13 protein-coding genes and 2 tRNA genes are annotated in these 16,360 nt (G+C 56.8%); 8 read left to right on the top strand and 7 right to left on the bottom strand.

Annotated features, from left to right (window positions below; translation table 11 throughout):
* The first annotated feature begins 94 nt into the window (after positions 1-94).
* Positions 95-3,556 (top strand): VWA domain-containing protein, encoded by a 3,462-nt coding sequence (locus AB5Y85_RS09060; protein WP_257687660.1) that lies wholly within the window; start codon positions 95-97, stop codon positions 3,554-3,556.
* Positions 3,557-3,629: 73 nt separating this feature from the next.
* Here AB5Y85_RS09060 and AB5Y85_RS09055 read toward each other — a convergent pair whose 3' ends face one another.
* Positions 3,630-4,124 carry a hypothetical protein gene (locus tag AB5Y85_RS09055; RefSeq protein WP_005335330.1) on the bottom strand — a complete coding sequence of 165 codons (495 nt, stop codon included), beginning with the start codon at positions 4,122-4,124 and terminating at the stop codon, positions 3,630-3,632.
* 185 nt (positions 4,125-4,309) lie between these two features.
* Here AB5Y85_RS09055 and AB5Y85_RS09050 point away from each other — a divergent pair, with 185 nt between their 5' ends.
* The gene (locus AB5Y85_RS09050) at positions 4,310-6,265 is read left to right on the top strand and encodes an EAL domain-containing protein (RefSeq protein ID WP_043820901.1); all 1,956 of its coding nucleotides are present in this window, start codon (positions 4,310-4,312) and stop codon (positions 6,263-6,265) included.
* Between the two features lie 63 nt (positions 6,266-6,328).
* Here the strand turns inward: AB5Y85_RS09050 and rraB are convergent, their stop codons facing one another.
* Positions 6,329-6,664 (bottom strand): ribonuclease E inhibitor RraB, encoded by a 336-nt coding sequence (gene rraB, locus AB5Y85_RS09045; RefSeq protein WP_026034893.1) that lies wholly within the window; start codon positions 6,662-6,664, stop codon positions 6,329-6,331.
* A 265-nt stretch (positions 6,665-6,929) separates the two neighbouring features.
* Between rraB and AB5Y85_RS09040 the strand changes: the two genes are divergently transcribed.
* From AB5Y85_RS09040 to AB5Y85_RS09025, 4 genes are all read left to right on the top strand, one after another.
* Positions 6,930-7,005: transfer RNA gene (locus AB5Y85_RS09040), tRNA-Phe, on the top strand.
* Between the two features lie 4 nt (positions 7,006-7,009).
* Positions 7,010-7,085 (top strand) — tRNA-Asn (locus AB5Y85_RS09035).
* A 426-nt stretch (positions 7,086-7,511) separates the two neighbouring features.
* Positions 7,512-8,786 (top strand): alpha/beta hydrolase, encoded by a 1,275-nt coding sequence (locus AB5Y85_RS09030; RefSeq protein WP_257687661.1) that lies wholly within the window; start codon positions 7,512-7,514, stop codon positions 8,784-8,786.
* 363 nt (positions 8,787-9,149) lie between these two features.
* Entirely contained in the window at positions 9,150-9,875 is a 726-nt protein-coding gene (locus AB5Y85_RS09025; protein ID WP_257687676.1) for a carbonic anhydrase, read from the top strand.
* 86 nt (positions 9,876-9,961) lie between these two features.
* Here AB5Y85_RS09025 and AB5Y85_RS09020 read toward each other — a convergent pair whose 3' ends face one another.
* Together AB5Y85_RS09020 and AB5Y85_RS09015 are read right to left on the bottom strand one after the other, a co-directional pair.
* The gene (locus tag AB5Y85_RS09020) at positions 9,962-10,870 is read right to left on the bottom strand and encodes a pseudouridine-5'-phosphate glycosidase (protein ID WP_120415514.1); all 909 of its coding nucleotides are present in this window, start codon (positions 10,868-10,870) and stop codon (positions 9,962-9,964) included.
* Positions 10,864-11,955 (bottom strand): PfkB family carbohydrate kinase, encoded by a 1,092-nt coding sequence (locus AB5Y85_RS09015; protein WP_257687662.1) that lies wholly within the window; start codon positions 11,953-11,955, stop codon positions 10,864-10,866. The genes AB5Y85_RS09020 and AB5Y85_RS09015 overlap by 7 nt, the downstream gene beginning before the upstream one ends.
* Positions 11,956-12,159: 204 nt before the next feature.
* On the opposite strand from AB5Y85_RS09015, the gene AB5Y85_RS09010 reads away from it, so the two are divergent.
* The gene (locus tag AB5Y85_RS09010; protein WP_252657252.1) at positions 12,160-12,612 is read left to right on the top strand and encodes an RNA methyltransferase; all 453 of its coding nucleotides are present in this window, start codon (positions 12,160-12,162) and stop codon (positions 12,610-12,612) included.
* A gap of 119 nt (positions 12,613-12,731) precedes the next feature.
* On the opposite strand, the gene AB5Y85_RS09005 is transcribed toward AB5Y85_RS09010, so the two are convergent.
* Positions 12,732-13,475, bottom strand: coding sequence for a hypothetical protein (locus AB5Y85_RS09005; protein ID WP_257687677.1), 744 nt, complete (start codon positions 13,473-13,475; stop codon positions 12,732-12,734).
* Between the two features lie 189 nt (positions 13,476-13,664).
* Here AB5Y85_RS09005 and AB5Y85_RS09000 point away from each other — a divergent pair, with 189 nt between their 5' ends.
* Positions 13,665-14,096, top strand: a complete 432-nt coding sequence (locus AB5Y85_RS09000; protein ID WP_005335309.1) for a universal stress protein — start codon at positions 13,665-13,667, stop codon at positions 14,094-14,096.
* A 77-nt stretch (positions 14,097-14,173) separates the two neighbouring features.
* Here AB5Y85_RS09000 and AB5Y85_RS08995 read toward each other — a convergent pair whose 3' ends face one another.
* Both AB5Y85_RS08995 and AB5Y85_RS08990 read right to left on the bottom strand, forming a co-directional pair.
* Positions 14,174-14,809 carry a murein L,D-transpeptidase catalytic domain family protein gene (locus AB5Y85_RS08995; protein WP_252657246.1) on the bottom strand — a complete coding sequence of 212 codons (636 nt, stop codon included), beginning with the start codon at positions 14,807-14,809 and terminating at the stop codon, positions 14,174-14,176.
* A 174-nt stretch (positions 14,810-14,983) separates the two neighbouring features.
* On the bottom strand, positions 14,984-16,078 hold the full coding sequence (locus AB5Y85_RS08990; RefSeq protein WP_257687663.1) for a porin: 1,095 nt from the start codon (positions 16,076-16,078) through the stop codon (positions 14,984-14,986).
* Between the last annotated feature and the right edge of the window lie 282 nt (positions 16,079-16,360).

The raw sequence follows: 16,360 nt of genomic DNA, 5'->3' as shown, positions 1-16,360 counted from the left end.
CGAGTTGACTTTGAAGGCTGACGGTACTCTGCAGTCCAGTGATGGCAAGGTATACAGCTACACCGCTACCACTGGCGTGATTGGCTGGACGGAGATGACCCCGGCGGATGGCGAGTCACTGACGGTAAGTGCGACCCAGACCGACAAGGCGGGCAACACCTCCGACGAAGGCCGCGACACGGCTCTTGTTCTGGCTGCCCCGACTACCTCCGGTGGTTATGCCCAGGGCGAAGAAGATACGCCGTTTACCTTGAAATGGAGTGATTTCAACGCCAGTGATGCGGATACACCTGCGGCTCAGCTGTCGATCAAGATCACCTCACTGCCGGCGGATGGGGTGCTGCAGTACAAGGATGACGACGGTAACTGGCTGGCTGTGGTTGAAAATCAGGTATTTACTCAGGCAGAAATCGCCGCCGGCAAGCTGCAGTTCAAGCCTGATCCGCATGAGGCGAGCGGGTCGGCGGATAGTGGCGCAGGTTCAGGTGGGGTTGGCAACAAGCTGGGGGATTATGCGTCGTTCGGCTATCAGGTGAGCGACGGGGTAAACAACAGCGGTAATGCGACCTTTGTGGTTGACGTCAAGCCGGTGGTCGACGGTGTGACGCTCAAGGTTGAGCTGGTGAGTGGCGGGTTTGTGCCGGGGGCGGCGAAGGTAGAGCAGATCCTGTCCGACCTGGCTGGCAAGACGCAGTCTAAATTGCCGACCCCTGGCGATGATTATCTGGTTTCCAAGGATGGCAGCTGGGTCTTGGGCGGTGACGGCAAAGACACCATCAAGTACGGTAGTGGCGACCACTTCTCGGCAGATGGCGGTTCTGGCAATGACATTCTGATCGGCGGTGGCAGTGTCACTGACCATCTGATCGGTGGTGACGGGGACGACATCCTGATCGGCGGCAAGGATACGGCATCCTCGGTCACTCTGGATGGTGGAGCAGGCAATGATACACTGATTGCGCAAAGCCTGAAGGCGTCCACGACCTATTACGGTTGGGACGGGAAAGATGTGGCCTATGTCCCTGGCTCAATGAAGGATTTTCAGCTGGTGATGGGCGGTTCGCCAAATCAATTTGATTATCGACTGATTTATACAGGTACCAATGCTGGGTCCAACAGACCCTTCCATGATTTTTACAGTGTTGAGACTCTTTACCTGCAAGATGGCAAGTATGAGTTCAAGAATGGCAATCTGACTAAAGTAGCTGATCTGGCGACCTTGAAGGTTGATGTCGACCTGAAAGATACCGACGGCAGTGAGCGCTTTACCGATCTGACCATTACCGGCTTGCCGACTGGAGCCGTGGTGCAAGGCGGCAGCCTGCAGGCCGACGGCAGCTGGAAGGTGCCGGCCAGCATGCTGGATCAAGACGGGAAAGTGTCGCTGCAGGTGGAGTTGCCGACCGGTAGCGAGAACCTCAAGGTGACGGTCAAGGCTGGCTCGCAAGAGTATGAGATGGATGGCCTGCCGATAGCCGGTGAAGTGAAATATACCGAAGCGGATACCGGCTTTATGGTCAAGCCCACTAACCCGAATGGGGACAATGGTACGTCAGACAAACCTGTCGAGGGTGGGCGTGGTGATGATGTATTGCTGGGAGATATAGGTGGTATCAAGACCTCGGTTGAACCGGGTAAAAACTACAATATCGCCCTGATTGTAGATACATCAGGCAGTATGAAATTTGGCCTGGATGGAAGGGAAAACCCGCCTGCAGGTCAGGACAGAATGACCTTGACGATTAACGCCCTGAAAGCGTTGGCCAATCAGCTGGCAGGCCATGATGGTGTCGTTAACGTGACGCTCATTGGCTTTAGTAACTCGGCGAGTTCGCTGTTGACGATTAACGACCTGTCGAAGAGCGGTAAAGAAAAACTGCAGGATTTTATCGACAAGCTTAGCTCGTTGAAGGCCGACGGGGCGACCAACTACGAGGATGCCTTTATCAAGGCTGCCGCGTGGTTCAACAGCCAGCCGGGCAGTGGCAGCGGGAAAACGTTCGAGAACCTGACCTACTTCCTGACTGACGGTAACCCGACGGTTTATAACGGGGATACTTCGGGCAGTGGTGGCGATACCGACAATATCGATATGCAGAAGGCCATCAATGCTTTTGCGAATCTGTCCGGCCAGAGCGAGGTCAAGGCGATCGGCATCGGCACTGGCGTGACCCAGGGGAACCTGGCGTATTTCGACAATACCAAGGTGGTCGGTTCTGGCAGTAAATATGAGAACGCTCAGTTGCTGAATGATTTTTCCGGCAATACGGGGCCGTGGAGCGCGAGTAGCTGGAGCAATACCGGCGATAGCTCGGGGAGTGTCACAATGGTCGGTAGTCGGCTGGAGTTGAAAGATAGTGCGAAAAATCAAGCGTCAGTATTTGTCAGCGAAAAAATGACATTGGTGGCTGGTAGCGGTCTGCGCTTCGACCTTGGCAAGGGTAGTGATGTCGGCTCCGAAGACAGTTTCTCGGTGCAGCTGCAACACTGGAACGGCACTGCCTGGGTGAATGTTGGTGCCGCGGTGACCTCAGCGGGGACAATCAACAGCGGTGCGCTGGCTGCGGGTGATTACCGTTATGTTTTTACCATAAACGAGTGGGGAAACTCAGGAACGGCTACCCTGACGATCGATAATTTGATTAAGGTGATGGACGGGCGCCCGCCGGTTGGCCAACCCGATATCATCACCACGGCAGATCAGCTTAAGGCTGTGCTGGTTGGCAGTTCGACCACCAACACGCCTGCTGAGGTGGGGAATGATGTTCTGCACGGTGGCGCGGGCAACGATATCCTGTTCGGGGATGCCATCAATACCGATCACCTGCCGTGGGGCACGGCTGGCAACCCGGCCAAGCCGGCAGATTGGGTTGATGGCAAGGGACTGGATGGGCTGACCCAGTTCCTGACCTTGAAAAACGGTTATGCACCCAGCTCCCTTGAGCTTTACGAGTACATCAAGGGGAATGCCAACTCATTGGATGTGGCGGGCGATACCCGAGGGGGGAACGACAAGCTGCAAGGTGGCCTTGGTGACGATATCCTGTTTGGCCAGGGTGGCAACGATGAGCTCTATGGGAATGATGGCAAAGATATCCTTTATGGCGGCACTGGCAGTGACAAACTGTATGGTGGTTTGGGTAACGACATTCTGACTGGCGGAGAAGGTAAAGATTTCTTCGTATGGAATCAGGGTGATGCTAGTGCCAGCAATCTTGCCGTTGATGTCATTACTGATTTTAACAAGACGGCCAATAATACTGTCGACTTGAATCAGAAAGATGTTATTGATCTGAGTGACCTGCTTGACTCTGATGGAAGTAAGAGTGAAGCATCTCTGAAAGGACTGCTCTCAATCTTTGAAGAGAGCGGCAATGTTCGTTTGGAAGTGAGAGATGACACAAATGATCATAACTTGATTCAAACAATAGTGTTGGAAGGTCACTCTTTTGCCTCGCTGACAGGCAATACATATACGGATAAGAGCCAAGCCGGCCTGGTCATCGACTATATGTTGCTGAACAATATGCTGGAGATCGACAAGCCTCATGGCTAAAACGAGCAGACAGCAGAAAAGCAAAAGCGGCAGAGCAATCTGCCGCTTTTTTTATTTTTGCAGGGAAGCGAAATCAGTTGCCGAGGGTGGCGAACAGGCTCTGCTCCAGGGTGCCGCGGGAGACGCAGACCGGCTTGATGGACGGTGCCGGTACGCGCTCGCCTGAGGATTCAACGAAGAACAGCTCGGTGTTGCCCTTGACGTTGACGGTGGCCACGCTGCTGTTACCGCTCTGGGTGATGATCAGGTTGATCTGCAGGTTCGGGTTGCCCAGTGCAACTTTGGAGCCCATGGTGCCGCAGTCCAGCCACTCCAGCCCGTCGGCTGACTGATTGACGTTGGCGGTCATCAGGCCGGAGCCACGCTGGCTGTTTTCGATGGTGAGGCCGTGATCGGTGAACCACTTCTCGGCGCGAGCCCACACCAGATCCACCGGGATCGCCATTTCCTGAGTGTTGTTGGTTGCCTTGGCAATTGGCGGGTTGTAGCGATACTCCTCACCGCCGTTATTGTCACCAGCACAACCAACCAGCAGCAGCGCCAATGCGCTCCCCATAATCTTTTTCATCTTGTTTCTCTCGTCCATATCACCAGGCCATTGGCCAACCGGCGCCTATTATCGCCGGAGCGACAATCTCTGTCAGCAACCATCCAGCGTTCGATGTTATGGGGAGGTGATCGGGGTGCTTTACAAAATTGTTTTGCTATCATAGATTTGCTCGAAATTCCTCCATAAGCGCCCCTGTGACCAACATGCTCACCCCGGATCTGCTGCAGCAGATCATCGACCAATTGCCAATGAGTATCTTCTGTCGGGATAGTCATGGGCGTTACCTGTTCGCCAATCGTGAGTTTGCCCGTGAAGCCAAGCTGGAGTCGCCTGCCGAGGTAGTCGGCAAGACAGATGCAGAGATGCCCTGGGGCGATCTCTTTCGCAGTGAGGATGAACAGCTGCTTGCCGGAGGCGTGCCGATGCTGTATCAGCAGCTCCATTGCAACCGGGGCGGGAATACCTGCTGGATGGAGGTGCACAAGGTGCCTCTTTACACCCCGCAGGGAGAGGCGTGCGCAGTATTCGGGGTGGTTAACGAGATTGCCCAGCGCAAGAGCCTGGAACAGACGGTCAAAAAGCAGCAGTTGTTGCAGCGTTTTCTGCTCGATGCAATTCCTGACCTGATCCGTTTCGATGATCACAACGGGGTGTTGCTGGAGTGCAATCAGGCGTTTCTCGACTTTATCGGCCATGGGGCCGATGAGGTGCTGGGTCAGCAGCTGCCGTTCCGGTTGGCGGCGCCGCAGGGGATGGGTCATGGCGAGTGTTGTCTGCTGGATGCCAGCGGGCAGGGGCGACACATGGAGATCACCCGGGTCGATGTGCCCGATGGTGACGGCCACTCCCTCGGGATCCTGACGCTGGGGCGTGACATCACAGGCCTGCGCACCACTCAAGCGCAGTTGCAGCAGGAGCAGCACTACGACAGTCTGACCGGGCTGCTCAAACTCTCCCGGTTCTTGCAGACCAGCCGCCATCTTGGGGGACGCAGTGCCACGCTGGTGCTGGTCGATCTGCACCATTTTCGTGAAATCAACGATCGCTTCGGGATCCGGATTGCCGATCGCCTGCTGAGCCAGGTTGCCAAGCGGTTGCAGCAGCTGGTACCGCCGCGTTCCCTGCTCTGTCGGGTCGCTGCCGATGACTTTAGCCTGCTGCTGCCGGACTTCAACGAGCCATTGCAGGGGTGGAGCCAGCATCTGCAGCAGCAGTTGATGGAGCACTATCAGGTGGAAGATCACCGCATCCAGATCCCGGTGTTTCTGGGGCTGGCCCAGGGGCGGGCAAGCGATGCCGAGCGGTTGCTCAGTCATGCCGAGGCTGCGCTGGCGCAGGGCAAACGGCAGCAGCAGTACTGCACCCTGTTTGATCCCGAGCTGCATGCCCGGCTCAAGCGGCGTCAGTTGATCGCCGCCCAGTTGCCGCTCGCCATCAAGTCCGCCCAGCTGGTTGCCGTCTATCAGCCCATCATCTGTACCCGCACTCACCGGCTGCATGGCGCCGAGCTGCTCTGTCGCTGGCCCCATCCTGAGCTTGGGATGATCTCCCCCGACGAGTTTATTCCGTTGGCGGAAGAGATGGGGATCATCGGTCAGCTTGGCCAGTTAATGCTGGAGCAGGGGTGTGCCCAGCTGGCGCAGTGGCAAACTGCGCAGCCGGATATGGTGCTCTCCATCAACCTCTCGCCGCTGCAGTTCCGTGATCCGGCGCTTTGTGAGCGGGTCTCTGCCTGCATCGCTCGCCATGGTCTCAAGGCCAGTCAACTGGAGCTGGAGATCACCGAAGGGGTGTTGATGGAGAACGCCGACGAGATTGAGACCAACCTCGACAACCTGATTGCCGCCGGTTTTCAGCTGGCCATCGACGACTTTGGTACCGGTTACTGTTCGCTGGCCTATCTGCCGCGTTTGCAGGTGGCGACCCTCAAGCTGGATCGCAGCTTCACTCAGGGGCTCGCCAGCAATAGCGCGACTACCGCTATCGTGCGTTCGGTCATCGGGTTGGGCCATGAGCTTGGGATCCGGATTACGGCCGAAGGGGTAGAGACACCCGAGCAGCAGCTGTGGCTGACCGAGGCGGGGTGTGATCGGCTCCAGGGCTATCTGTTCAGTCGCCCACTGCCGCCAGCGGAGTTTGCTGCCAGCTATCTGGCGTGAGAGATCGTCAGAAACAACAAGGCCACCGTAAGGTGGCCTTGTTGTTTTACGATGGAGGCAGGATCAATCCTGGAAGTAGGTGCCCCAGCCATCGTAATCCACCCCGTATTTTTCCAGGATGGGCAGCATCTTGGCGATATCGGCGACGATCGCTTCGACATTCAGCTTGCACTCGATGGTGGCATCGAAGCAGAAGATGGTGGCGCCGTCATCCAGCTCCATCTCTTCGGCATCGGTCACTTCAAAACCGGCCTTGAACAGGTCAACCGCTGCTTTTTCCAGACGGTCGAAATCCTGGCAGGCGAAGTGGTGCTCGATGTCGTAATCCGCATCGGGATTGCTGCCATCGGCCAGCAGTTCGTTGACGATCTCGGTGGTCTCATCACGCCACTCTTGCATATTCAGACTCATGTTGCCTCCAGGCGGTATCATTGCGGCAAAGCATACTCGCAGAGTGGATTCGGCTCAATGCGGCTGACCCACTGAGCCTCGAATTTCCATCATATTGGCACAGCCTGCAGGGCGTGCAGAGGCCAGCAAGTACGGCAAACAGGACTGAAATGGATAATAAATGGCCGCTTCGTTCGGTTGTTGAGCGAACGCACTTTTTATCGTGCCATCATGGTTGACACTCTGCGCTGGAAAGGGTTTAATGCGCGCCGTTGCCCAGATAGCTCAGTCGGTAGAGCAGGGGATTGAAAATCCCCGTGTCGGCGGTTCGATTCCGTCTCTGGGCACCACAATTCCTCCTTAGTTCAGTCGGTAGAACGGCGGACTGTTAATCCGTATGTCACTGGTTCAAGTCCAGTAGGAGGAGCCAAATTCGAAAAGCCCGCTCAATCGAGCGGGCTTTTTCATTTCTAGTTGCTGTTGCATGCGGCCAAAAAGAGCGTCGCGCCACAGGTGGCACTGAACAGCAGCATTCCGGTTTGCAGCATGCTGCCAGGGCATGGCTTCTTCTCTCTTTTTCTGGCCCTGATCCACTTCGGTTTCATCACATTCCCTTATCCATTTTGTCGGCCTGAATGGCTGCACTCCTGTGCAGGCGAGCCATCTTTGTTGAATGGCGCCATAGCGTCAATCTCCCCTGCAAAACAATTAATTCAGCACTGTTGAAGAGCTGCTTGTCGGGTGATGTTTCGACCTTTAAGCCATTGTTAACATTTTGGAAGACTGGAGTGACCCTGTGGCCGGGCGGGGATATGATGGGATCAATGATGTTCCCATCCTGACGGAGAGATCCCAGATGAACAGCCCCTTGAGCTATGTACTGGACGGCATTCATTGCGAGCCGCACTTTTTTACCGTTCCCCTCGATCATGATGAGCCTGATGGCGACAGCATTACCCTGTTTGCCCGCACCCTCTGCCGTAAAGACAAGCTCGATGAGAAGTTGCCCTGGCTGCTGTTTCTGCAAGGTGGGCCGGGATTCGGGGCGCCGCGCCCGACGGCCAATAGTGGTTGGCTCAAGCGGGCGTTGCAGGAGTTCCGAGTGCTGCTGCTGGATCAGCGTGGCACCGGGATGTCGAGCCCCATCCACGGGCATAGTCTGGCCAAAATGACCCCGACCGAGCAGGCGGAGTATCTCGGCCATTTTCGTGCCGACAGCATAGTGCAAGATGCCGAGTTCATCCGACTGGAGCTCAGCCCCAAGCATCGCTGGAGCCTGCTGGGGCAAAGCTTTGGTGGTTTTTGCTGCCTGACTTATCTCTCGCTCTTCCCCGATAGCCTGCGGGAGGTCTATATCACCGGCGGTATCGCGCCGATCGGCCGCAGTGCCGAGGAGGTGTACCGCGCCACCTACCAGAGGGTGGCTGACAAGAACCGAGCCTTCTTCGCCCGCTTCCCCCATGCTCAGGGGATTGCCAACCGGCTGGCCAACCATCTGCACCAGCATGATGTGCGACTGCCCAACGGCCAGCGCCTGACGGTGGAGCAGTTCCAGCAGCAGGGGCTGGATCTCGGTGCTACGGGTGCCTTTGAGGAGCTTTATTACCTGCTGGAAGAGGCCTTTATCGGCGACAAGCTGAGCCCGGCCTTTCTCTATCAGGTGCAGAGCATGCAGCCATTCAATACCAACCCGCTGTTTGCCATTCTGCACGAGGCTATCTACGCCGAAGGGGAGGCGACTCGCTGGGCGGCGGATCGGGTCAGAGGAGAGTTTCCTGCGGTGAACTGGGCGCCCGGCAAGGATTTCGCCTTCACCGGCGAGATGGTTTACCCTTGGATGTTCGAGCAGTTCCGCGAGTTGCTGCCCCTGAAAGAGGCGGCTCATCTGCTGGCCAACAAGGCGGACTGGGGGGCGCTCTATAATCCGGCCCTGCTGGCCCGCAACCAGGTGCCGGTAGCATGCGCCGTCTATGCCGAGGATATGTATGTGGAGTTTGACTACAGCCGCGAAACTCTGCGTGGCCTGGGGAGCAGTCGCGCCTGGATCACCAATGAGTATGAGCACAACGGTTTGCGTGCCGATGGTGAGGCGATTCTTGATCGTCTGATCGCGTTGAATCGCGACCGTTAATTGCCGTTATCGGCAACCATCGCGGGAGCTCGGATTCCCGCGATGGTTGTTATGGATGGTTGTTATGGATGGTTGTTATGAAAGCGTGACTCCCTGAACCTTGCCCCGTATCCGCCAGACGATGAGTGGATAGCCGGCTGATTAATTTCCCCCTCTTTCACTGTCTCTGTCGATCCCTCACCATATACTTGCCAAACGACTCTGTATTGAGCCGCGGTCAAACCGATTGACCAACCCGTGCTCGTTACCATTAGAAAGTCGCTCTGATGTTCTGTATCCCGCGTATCAGATATGCCATCTCTGCATGCCCCGCTATCCGAGGGAGGGGATGGTCGTGCTTTTCAATCAAGATAAGGATGTATGATGAGAAAGTCTCTGTTGGCCTGCTCCCTGTTGCTGTGCCCTGTCGTGTTTGCTGCCACCCCCCATTGGGAATATAGCGGTGAGGCGGGACCTGCCCACTGGGCCAAGCTGACCCCTGAGTTTAGCCAGTGTGCGGGCAGCAATCAGTCGCCGGTTGACCTGAACGGATTGGTCGAGGCCAAACTGGCCCCGCTGGTACTCCACTATCAGGCGGGTGGCAACACAGTGGTCAACAACGGTCATACCGTGCAGGTCGGTTATGCCCCGGGCAGCACCTTGCAACTCGATGGCACCAGGTTTGAACTCAAGCAGTTTCACTTCCACGCCCCGAGTGAGAACCTCATCGAGGGCAAATCCTATCCGCTGGAAGGGCATCTGGTGCATGTCAGTGACAAGGGAGAGATCGCCGTGGTGGCGGTGATGTTCGAGGCTGGCAAGGCCAATCCGGTGCTGGCGGCAGCTTGGAGTGTATTACCTGCCAAGGTGGGGGAGATCCAGGCCCTCAAGGCGCCGCTCTCTGCTGAGCAACTACTGCCCGAGAATCGTGACTACTATCGCTTCAGCGGTTCCCTTACTACGCCTCCCTGCTCGGAAGGAGTGCGCTGGCTGGTAATGAAGCAGCCGGTCGAGGTCAGTCAGGCCCAGATCGACGCATTCAAGGCGGTGATGCACCACCCCAACAATCGGCCGGTGCAGCCCCTCAATGGGCGCGTGGTACTGCAATAACACAGCGTTGCAATAGCGCTGCAGATAGCAAAAACAACAAGAGGGCCGCGAGGCCCTCTTTTACATGGCGAGGTATCGGCGAGCGATCAGAGGCTGGCGGCGATGCGGGCACCGAGGGCCGCGTTGTTCAGTACCAGCTGGATGTTGGCCGCCAGCGAATTGCCGCCAGTCAGCTCGCAGACGCGGGCCAGCAGGAAGGGGGTTGACGCCTTGCCCTTGATCCCCTGCTCATCGGCTTCATGGAGCGCCCGGGCAATGGCTGCGTCGATGTCGGCTTTAGGCATGGCGTGTGCGGTCGGGATGGGATTGGCCACCACGGCGCCGCCCGCCAGTCCCAGCTCCCACTTGAGGCGAAGCGCCTCGGCGATGGCTGCCGGACTCTCCAGTCGATAATCAACCTTGAAGCCGCTCTCGCGGGTGTAGAAGGCGGGCAACTCTTCGGTCTGATAGCCGATCACCGGCACTCCTTGTGTCTCCAGATACTCCAGCGTCAGTCCGATATCGAGGATCGACTTGGCACCGGCGCAAACTACGGCCACTGGCGTTTGTGCCAATTCCTGCAGGTCGGCCGAGATATCGAAGGTCTCCTGCGCGCCGCGATGTACCCCGCCAATGCCACCGGTGGCAAATACCCGGATCCCCGCCATGGCGGCGATGATCATGGTGGAGGCGACCGTGGTGGCTCCCATTCCCTTGCGCGCCAGTACGAACGGAATGTCGCGGCGGCTGCACTTGGTCACGCTGTGGCCAGCCCGGCCCAGCGCTTCCAGCGCACCCGCATCGAGACCCACCTTGAGGCGGCCGTCGAGGATGGCGATGGTGGCCGGAATGGCGCCGTTGTCGCGCACCACCTGTTCAACCTGACGGGCCGTCTCCACGTTCTGCGGATAGGGCATGCCGTGGGAGATGATGGTGGATTCGAGGGCAACGACCGGTTTGCCGGCGGTCAGCGCGGCAGCCACTTCCGGTTGGATATCGAGGTAAGCGTTCAGCATGAGTACTCCTCCAGTATGCGGTCAACGGCGGTCTTGCTCAGACCGGAAAAAACGGTATCGGAACAATTGACGGTGAGGGCGGCGCAGCCCAGGGCAAAGCGGGTGGTCTGGGCTATGTCGAGCTCTTGCAGCCAGGCGTGGGCGAGGCCAGCCATAAAGGCATCCCCGCCGCCGGTGACGTTGAGTACCGGACTACCCAGTACCGGCAGGTGACCCTGCTGCTCGCCATCGCTGTAGAAGATCCCCTGTTCACCCAGACTGAGGAACAGTCGCTTGACCCCGGCGCGGTGGAACCAGGTGGCCACCATGGGCCAGGTTTCGGGCCCGGCGATGGTCATGCCGCACAGCTGCTCGGCTTCGCTTCGATTGGGTTTGAGGGTGTGGATCTTGCCGAGCCAGGGGCGGATCTTCTCCACTTTGGCCACCGAAACGGTATCGACAAAGATGGCGTGCTCACCTTGCCGTTCAAACAACCAGTCGAGGGTGTGGATAGCCAGATTGGTGTCGAGCACCCAAAGCAGGGCACCGCCGAGAAAGCCTGCGAGGGGGGTCAGGCGGGCAGGGGTGAGCTGCTCTATGATGGCCATGTCGTTGATGGCGCAGCTCATTTCGCCGCTACCATCATGCAGGCTGAGATAACAGGAGGTGGCGTGACCATCGAGCACCAGAGTCTGGCGCACATCGACGCCGGCCCGCTGGCTCACCTCCAATAGATGGTGACCATACTGGTCGTTACCGACAGCAGTCAGCAGTCGGGTATCGCTGCCGAGCCGCGCCAGATTCTCGGCGATATTGCGGCCGACACCACCGGCCGAGGTGCGCACCTTGCCTGGGTTGGAGTCGCCGAGCAGAAGGTTGTCGTGGCTGGTGCCGCAAATATCCATATTGGCACCGCCGATCACCACCACGTAGGGGCCCTCTCGCAGTACATAACCTCTGCCTTGCACATATCCCTGCCGGATCAGGCTGGAGATGTGGCTGGCCAGCGCAGAGCGGCTGATGCCGAGGCGATCGGCCAGCTCCTGCTGGGCAATCATGGGATCCTGACGCAGCAGGGCGAGGATCTCTTGTTCACGCTCAGTCATAGACAAACATCCATTTACAAACGTTTGTCTATTATTGCTGGGAAACGTTTGCTGGCCATCAGCTTGTACAAAATTTGTCGGCTTGCGCACAAAAAATCGACATTCAAAGCTGGGTTGGCAAGCGGTTTAGCCGGGGAGGGGACTTTTAACGGGTCGGTGGCCCTGCAACGGCTTATAATGGCCGCCGCAAGATGAGGAGAGATGATGGAAAAGAGTGCATTCTGCTGCGTGGGGCTGGTCAATCCCAAGTCCCCGGAAAATGTCGGCTCCGTGATGCGGGCTGCGGGCTGTTACGGGGTAGACGAGGTCTACTACACCGGCAACCGCTTCGAGCTGGCGCGCCGCTTTGCCACCGATACCAAGCAGATGGTGGAGAAGATCCCGCTGCTCGGGGTGGATGATCTGATGGCGTTTGTCCCGCAGGGATGCGTGCCCGTGGTGGTCGATCTGATCGATGGCGCTACACCGCTCCCCGACTATATCCATCCGAAACGGGCTTTTTATATCTTCGGGCCGGAGGATGGCACGCTCGATCCCGCCCTCTATGGCGCGGTGAAAGATGTGGTCTATGTGCCGACTCAGGGCTGCATGAATCTGGCCGCCTCGGTCAATGTGATCCTCTATGACCGCTTGGCGAAGGGATACCGGCAACCCTGAGTTGTGGCGTGGCTACGGTGACTCAAACCACAATGGAAAGGTGTTGCTCATGGACAGGTTGCTGGCGGTGGCCGCTGTTGACGGGGCTGCGGCATCCTTCTCTTTCCCCTATGGAGGGATCAGTTTTCGCCGGCCTTGACCGCCTGCTCATCGAGAAAGTCGCGGTAGTATTCATAGAGGTGATAATGGCGATATATCTCGGCCAGCGTGCCGCGACGGATCAGATTCATCATCTCCTGATCCCACAACTGCAGTAGCCGCTCGCCCTGCTCGGTATCGGCAAAAATGGGGTAAGTCGGTATCCAGCGCAAAATGGTGCGGTACATATTGGCCGGGGTCTCATCGGCTGCATGGAGCACGCCAGCGGTCAGGTAATAGCGATAGCGCCCCTTGCCAATCAGCTGCAGGGCCATCTCATGGTTGTCGATCTCATGCCATCGCATGGTGACCGGAAGATATTTATCTAACACCCATCCTCGCCGCCAGAGGACGGTCTCGCCTTCCAGACTGCGCTCTCCCCGCCATTGCGGCTGCCACTGCTTGAGCATGAAGACGGTCAGATCATCGGCGGAGGCTGGCTGATGGGGCTGCTTGACCCCCTTGATCTCGTCCAGATAGACACTCATCGCCATATCCCCCTCTTGCCTGGCTACCATGGCGACGGCACGTTTGTAGGGCACGATATGGGGCACGATCTGATATCCGTGGGGTTGGTAGATGGTTCGCACCAGATCGAGATAGATACCGCGGCCATCCGGTTGGCAGAAACCGGGCCAGCCATCGCAATAGACGTGAATATCGGCTGTGCGAGCGTGGGCGATCGCACACAGAGAACAAAGCAGCAAACAACCGATGCGCAGCATGGTCAGCATTATCCTCGCAGGGGTGAGGAGAGCATTTATCACCTGATTTATACCATGCCATTGATCGCGGCGGGCGGAGAAAACATCCCGCATCTCTATTTTGCGACAGGGTCGAGGGTTATTTGCGGTCGGATCGTTATGATCGAGTAAAGATTCAATAGCACCCCAATCAGTAGAGGAGACTGCATTATGCCATCGATCAAGACTCTGCTCTGTCCAGTCGATTTTTCCCAAATGTCTCGCGCGGTACTCGACTATGCCGTTTTCATGGCACAGAGCCATCAGGCCCAGCTCAAGCTGATCCACGTGGTTGATCAACTGCACGGTTTTGACAGTTACAAGATCCTTCATATGACGGCCATCGAGATTACTCACGAGATGGAGCGTCAGGCCAGAACCCAGCTCAAAGAGCTGGTTGCCACCCTGCCGATCCCGGCTACCTTTGATATTCGCTTTGGCCGCGCCGCCGATGAAATTGTCATTCAGGCCAAGGAGGATGAGGTTGAGCTGATCGTGATGGGCAGCCACGGTCGCTCTGGTATCAGCCATCTGCTGGTAGGCAGTGTCGCCGAGTCTGTGGTGCGTCATGCACCCTGTCCGGTACTGGTGGTGCGCCAATAACGCGCCACGTTTAGAGTGAAAAGCGTAACAAACAAGGCCAGCGATTGCTGGCCTTGCGTTTTCTGGTGTTGTGCCCGCTAGCCGTGAGCGTAGATGACACTCCCTCCCTTGATGGTATCTATGATGGCCCTGGCCTGCTCCTTGGGCAGGGCGGGGCAACCCCAGCTGCGGCCCAGCTTGTCATATTTGCGCAGATGAGTCGGGCTGGCATAGGCGGCGCCATGTACCACGATGGCACGCTTGCGGGCATTGCTGTTCTTGCCGGGGCTTAGCCCGTCCAGCCGCAGGGAGTAGCCATGCTTGCCCAGATAGGTTTCTGCGGTGCGATAGACGCCGAGGGAACTTTGGCGGGAGTTGAGCTGGTTGGAAAAGCGTTTTGCGGCCAGTTCACCTGAGTTCCGGCCATGGCTGACCCAGGTGTGATAAAGCAGCTTGTGGCGCTTCATATCGATGACAAACAGTCTGCGCTGGGTGGATGGCTTGCTGTAATCGATGATGGTGAGAATAGGTTTTCGTTTGTGGCGCACAGTTTGATAACTGTTGAGTGCCTGACGAAAGGTCTGTTTATCCAGCTTGCCGGCCAGACCCAGTTGACGATAGAGGCTCTGATCCCAGCTGGCATCTGCCGTGCTGCTCCAGATGAGCGATATCAACAGCAGTGGCAACAACTGCCACCCGCGTTGCCAGTCTATGTTACCGCGCACTTGTCTCATCCGTGAATATCTCCTTGTCACTCCCTGTCAACGGCGCGGATATTGCCATCAATCCGCTCGATAGTTATATGCAAGGTGCTGAAAAGGCGCAATAAAAAAACCGGCCGCAGAGCGGCCGGAAGTCATTCAAACAGTAGACATTGGTATCACAGGGTATAACTGACTTCCAATTACTTAGAAGTTGTACTGCAGGGCAACCGCGACTACGTCGTCGGTGTTCTTGCCCAGAGAGTTGGTGTGAGCATCCACGCCATTGTTGTCCAACAGATTGATCTTGTAGTCAACGTAGGCGTTGAAGTTGTCGGTGAAGTTGTACCAGGCACCGATAGATACGTACTCGGTGTAGGTATCATCAACACCGTGAGCTGAGTCTTTCACGTCAGTGCGCAGGTAGGCCAGAGAAGGCTTGAACTTGCCGATGGCGTACTGGGCAACAGCTTCGTAGCCATCCATCTTCTCTGCATAGCCGTTGAAGGTTTTGACATACAGGTGGTCTTCACCGTGGGAATAGGTTGCTGCCAAGTAAAGGTCACCCACTGCGTATTTGGCACCTACGCCGTATAGTTTAGCGTCGCGATCACCACCAAAAGCGGCATTGGCTGCCTGCTCATCTGTTTTACCTGCTTGGTTATAAGCAGTACCCAGACTCAGACCCATGTCGAAATCATAGTTGGCAGCTACAGCAAAACCTTCTGCAGAGCCCTTCGGATTCCAAGTGCTGTGTGCACCAGAGAGGTTAGAGCGGTCAGCATTCTGCGGATCATTGTTACCGGTGAACTGGGCACCCAGAGTCAGCCCCTGATAGGTGTAGATGTACTGGGCCAGACCGTTGGTACGGCCGGTGCCGAATACTTCGGTATCTTTGCCCAGGCCGTCACCGCCCCACTCAGGCAGGACGTCGGTATAGTTGTTGACGGCCTTGGTGAACAGGCCATCCTGACGACCATAGCTGAATGCGCCGAAACGGTCGTGCTTGATGCCGGCATAGGCATAACGCAGCTCGTCGTTGTCAGAACCGGAAGTCGGCAGGTTGTACTCGGCAAAGCCGAACGCCTTCATCTCGGGAGCAATCTTGGTCTCGCCAGCAACGTGCAGACGGAAGTAGCTCTGGTCACCTTCGGAACCGTTGTCGTCAGTACCGTAGTAAGCACCTTGTGCACGGCCGCCGATCTCCAGCTTGGTATCGTTCTGGTTGTAAACGGTAGCAGCATGGGCACCGCTCGCCAGCAGCAGGCTGGAGATGGCAATAGTCAGTGCAGACTTCTTCATATGCGTTATTCCTCTGATGTAAACACTTCCGAACTTGTTGTCGGTTTTGTGAAATCGGAAATAGTCCGATAGCCACACGGTAGGCGTCCCAACCTTGACTGGGCCTGAATCCATCGTCGTTTAATTGAGGTTGCGAGGTCGTTATCAAGACTGGGTGTTACGGTTTTTGACAAGATAGAAAAAGATTAAATTCAATGAATTGTTTTCTAGTGACTTTTTTGACATCAAGGCTGTTCTGAGCAACAAAGTCGATGGCTCAGTTGTGAGCTAGATCACGCAGGG

Origin of the sequence: Aeromonas sp. R3-1 (assembly GCF_040908345.1) — a bacterium.
GTDB classification, from domain to species: Bacteria; Pseudomonadota; Gammaproteobacteria; order Enterobacterales; family Aeromonadaceae; genus Aeromonas; species Aeromonas veronii.
The sequence above is the reverse complement of the archived record's forward strand: the minus strand, read 5'-3'. Positions and strand labels throughout refer to the sequence as shown.

Coding starts and splice junctions, on each gene's coding strand:
- AB5Y85_RS09025 (WP_257687676.1), top strand. CDS start 9,150: ATGAGAAAGTCTCTGTTGGCCTGCTCCCTGTTGCTGTGCCCTGTCGTG.
- rraB (WP_026034893.1), bottom strand. CDS start 6,664: ATGCAAGAGTGGCGTGATGAGACCACCGAGATCGTCAACGAACTGCTG.
- AB5Y85_RS09030 (WP_257687661.1), top strand. CDS start 7,512: ATGAACAGCCCCTTGAGCTATGTACTGGACGGCATTCATTGCGAGCCG.
- AB5Y85_RS09015 (WP_257687662.1), bottom strand. CDS start 11,955: ATGACTGAGCGTGAACAAGAGATCCTCGCCCTGCTGCGTCAGGATCCC.
- AB5Y85_RS08995 (WP_252657246.1), bottom strand. CDS start 14,809: ATGAGACAAGTGCGCGGTAACATAGACTGGCAACGCGGGTGGCAGTTG.
- AB5Y85_RS09005 (WP_257687677.1), bottom strand. CDS start 13,475: ATGCTGCGCATCGGTTGTTTGCTGCTTTGTTCTCTGTGTGCGATCGCC.
- AB5Y85_RS09020 (WP_120415514.1), bottom strand. CDS start 10,870: ATGCTGAACGCTTACCTCGATATCCAACCGGAAGTGGCTGCCGCGCTG.
- AB5Y85_RS08990 (WP_257687663.1), bottom strand. CDS start 16,078: ATGAAGAAGTCTGCACTGACTATTGCCATCTCCAGCCTGCTGCTGGCG.
- AB5Y85_RS09050 (WP_043820901.1), top strand. CDS start 4,310: ATGCTCACCCCGGATCTGCTGCAGCAGATCATCGACCAATTGCCAATG.
- AB5Y85_RS09010 (WP_252657252.1), top strand. CDS start 12,160: ATGGAAAAGAGTGCATTCTGCTGCGTGGGGCTGGTCAATCCCAAGTCC.
- AB5Y85_RS09000 (WP_005335309.1), top strand. CDS start 13,665: ATGCCATCGATCAAGACTCTGCTCTGTCCAGTCGATTTTTCCCAAATG.
- AB5Y85_RS09055 (WP_005335330.1), bottom strand. CDS start 4,124: ATGAAAAAGATTATGGGGAGCGCATTGGCGCTGCTGCTGGTTGGTTGT.
- AB5Y85_RS09060 (WP_257687660.1), top strand. CDS start 95: ATGACCCCGGCGGATGGCGAGTCACTGACGGTAAGTGCGACCCAGACC.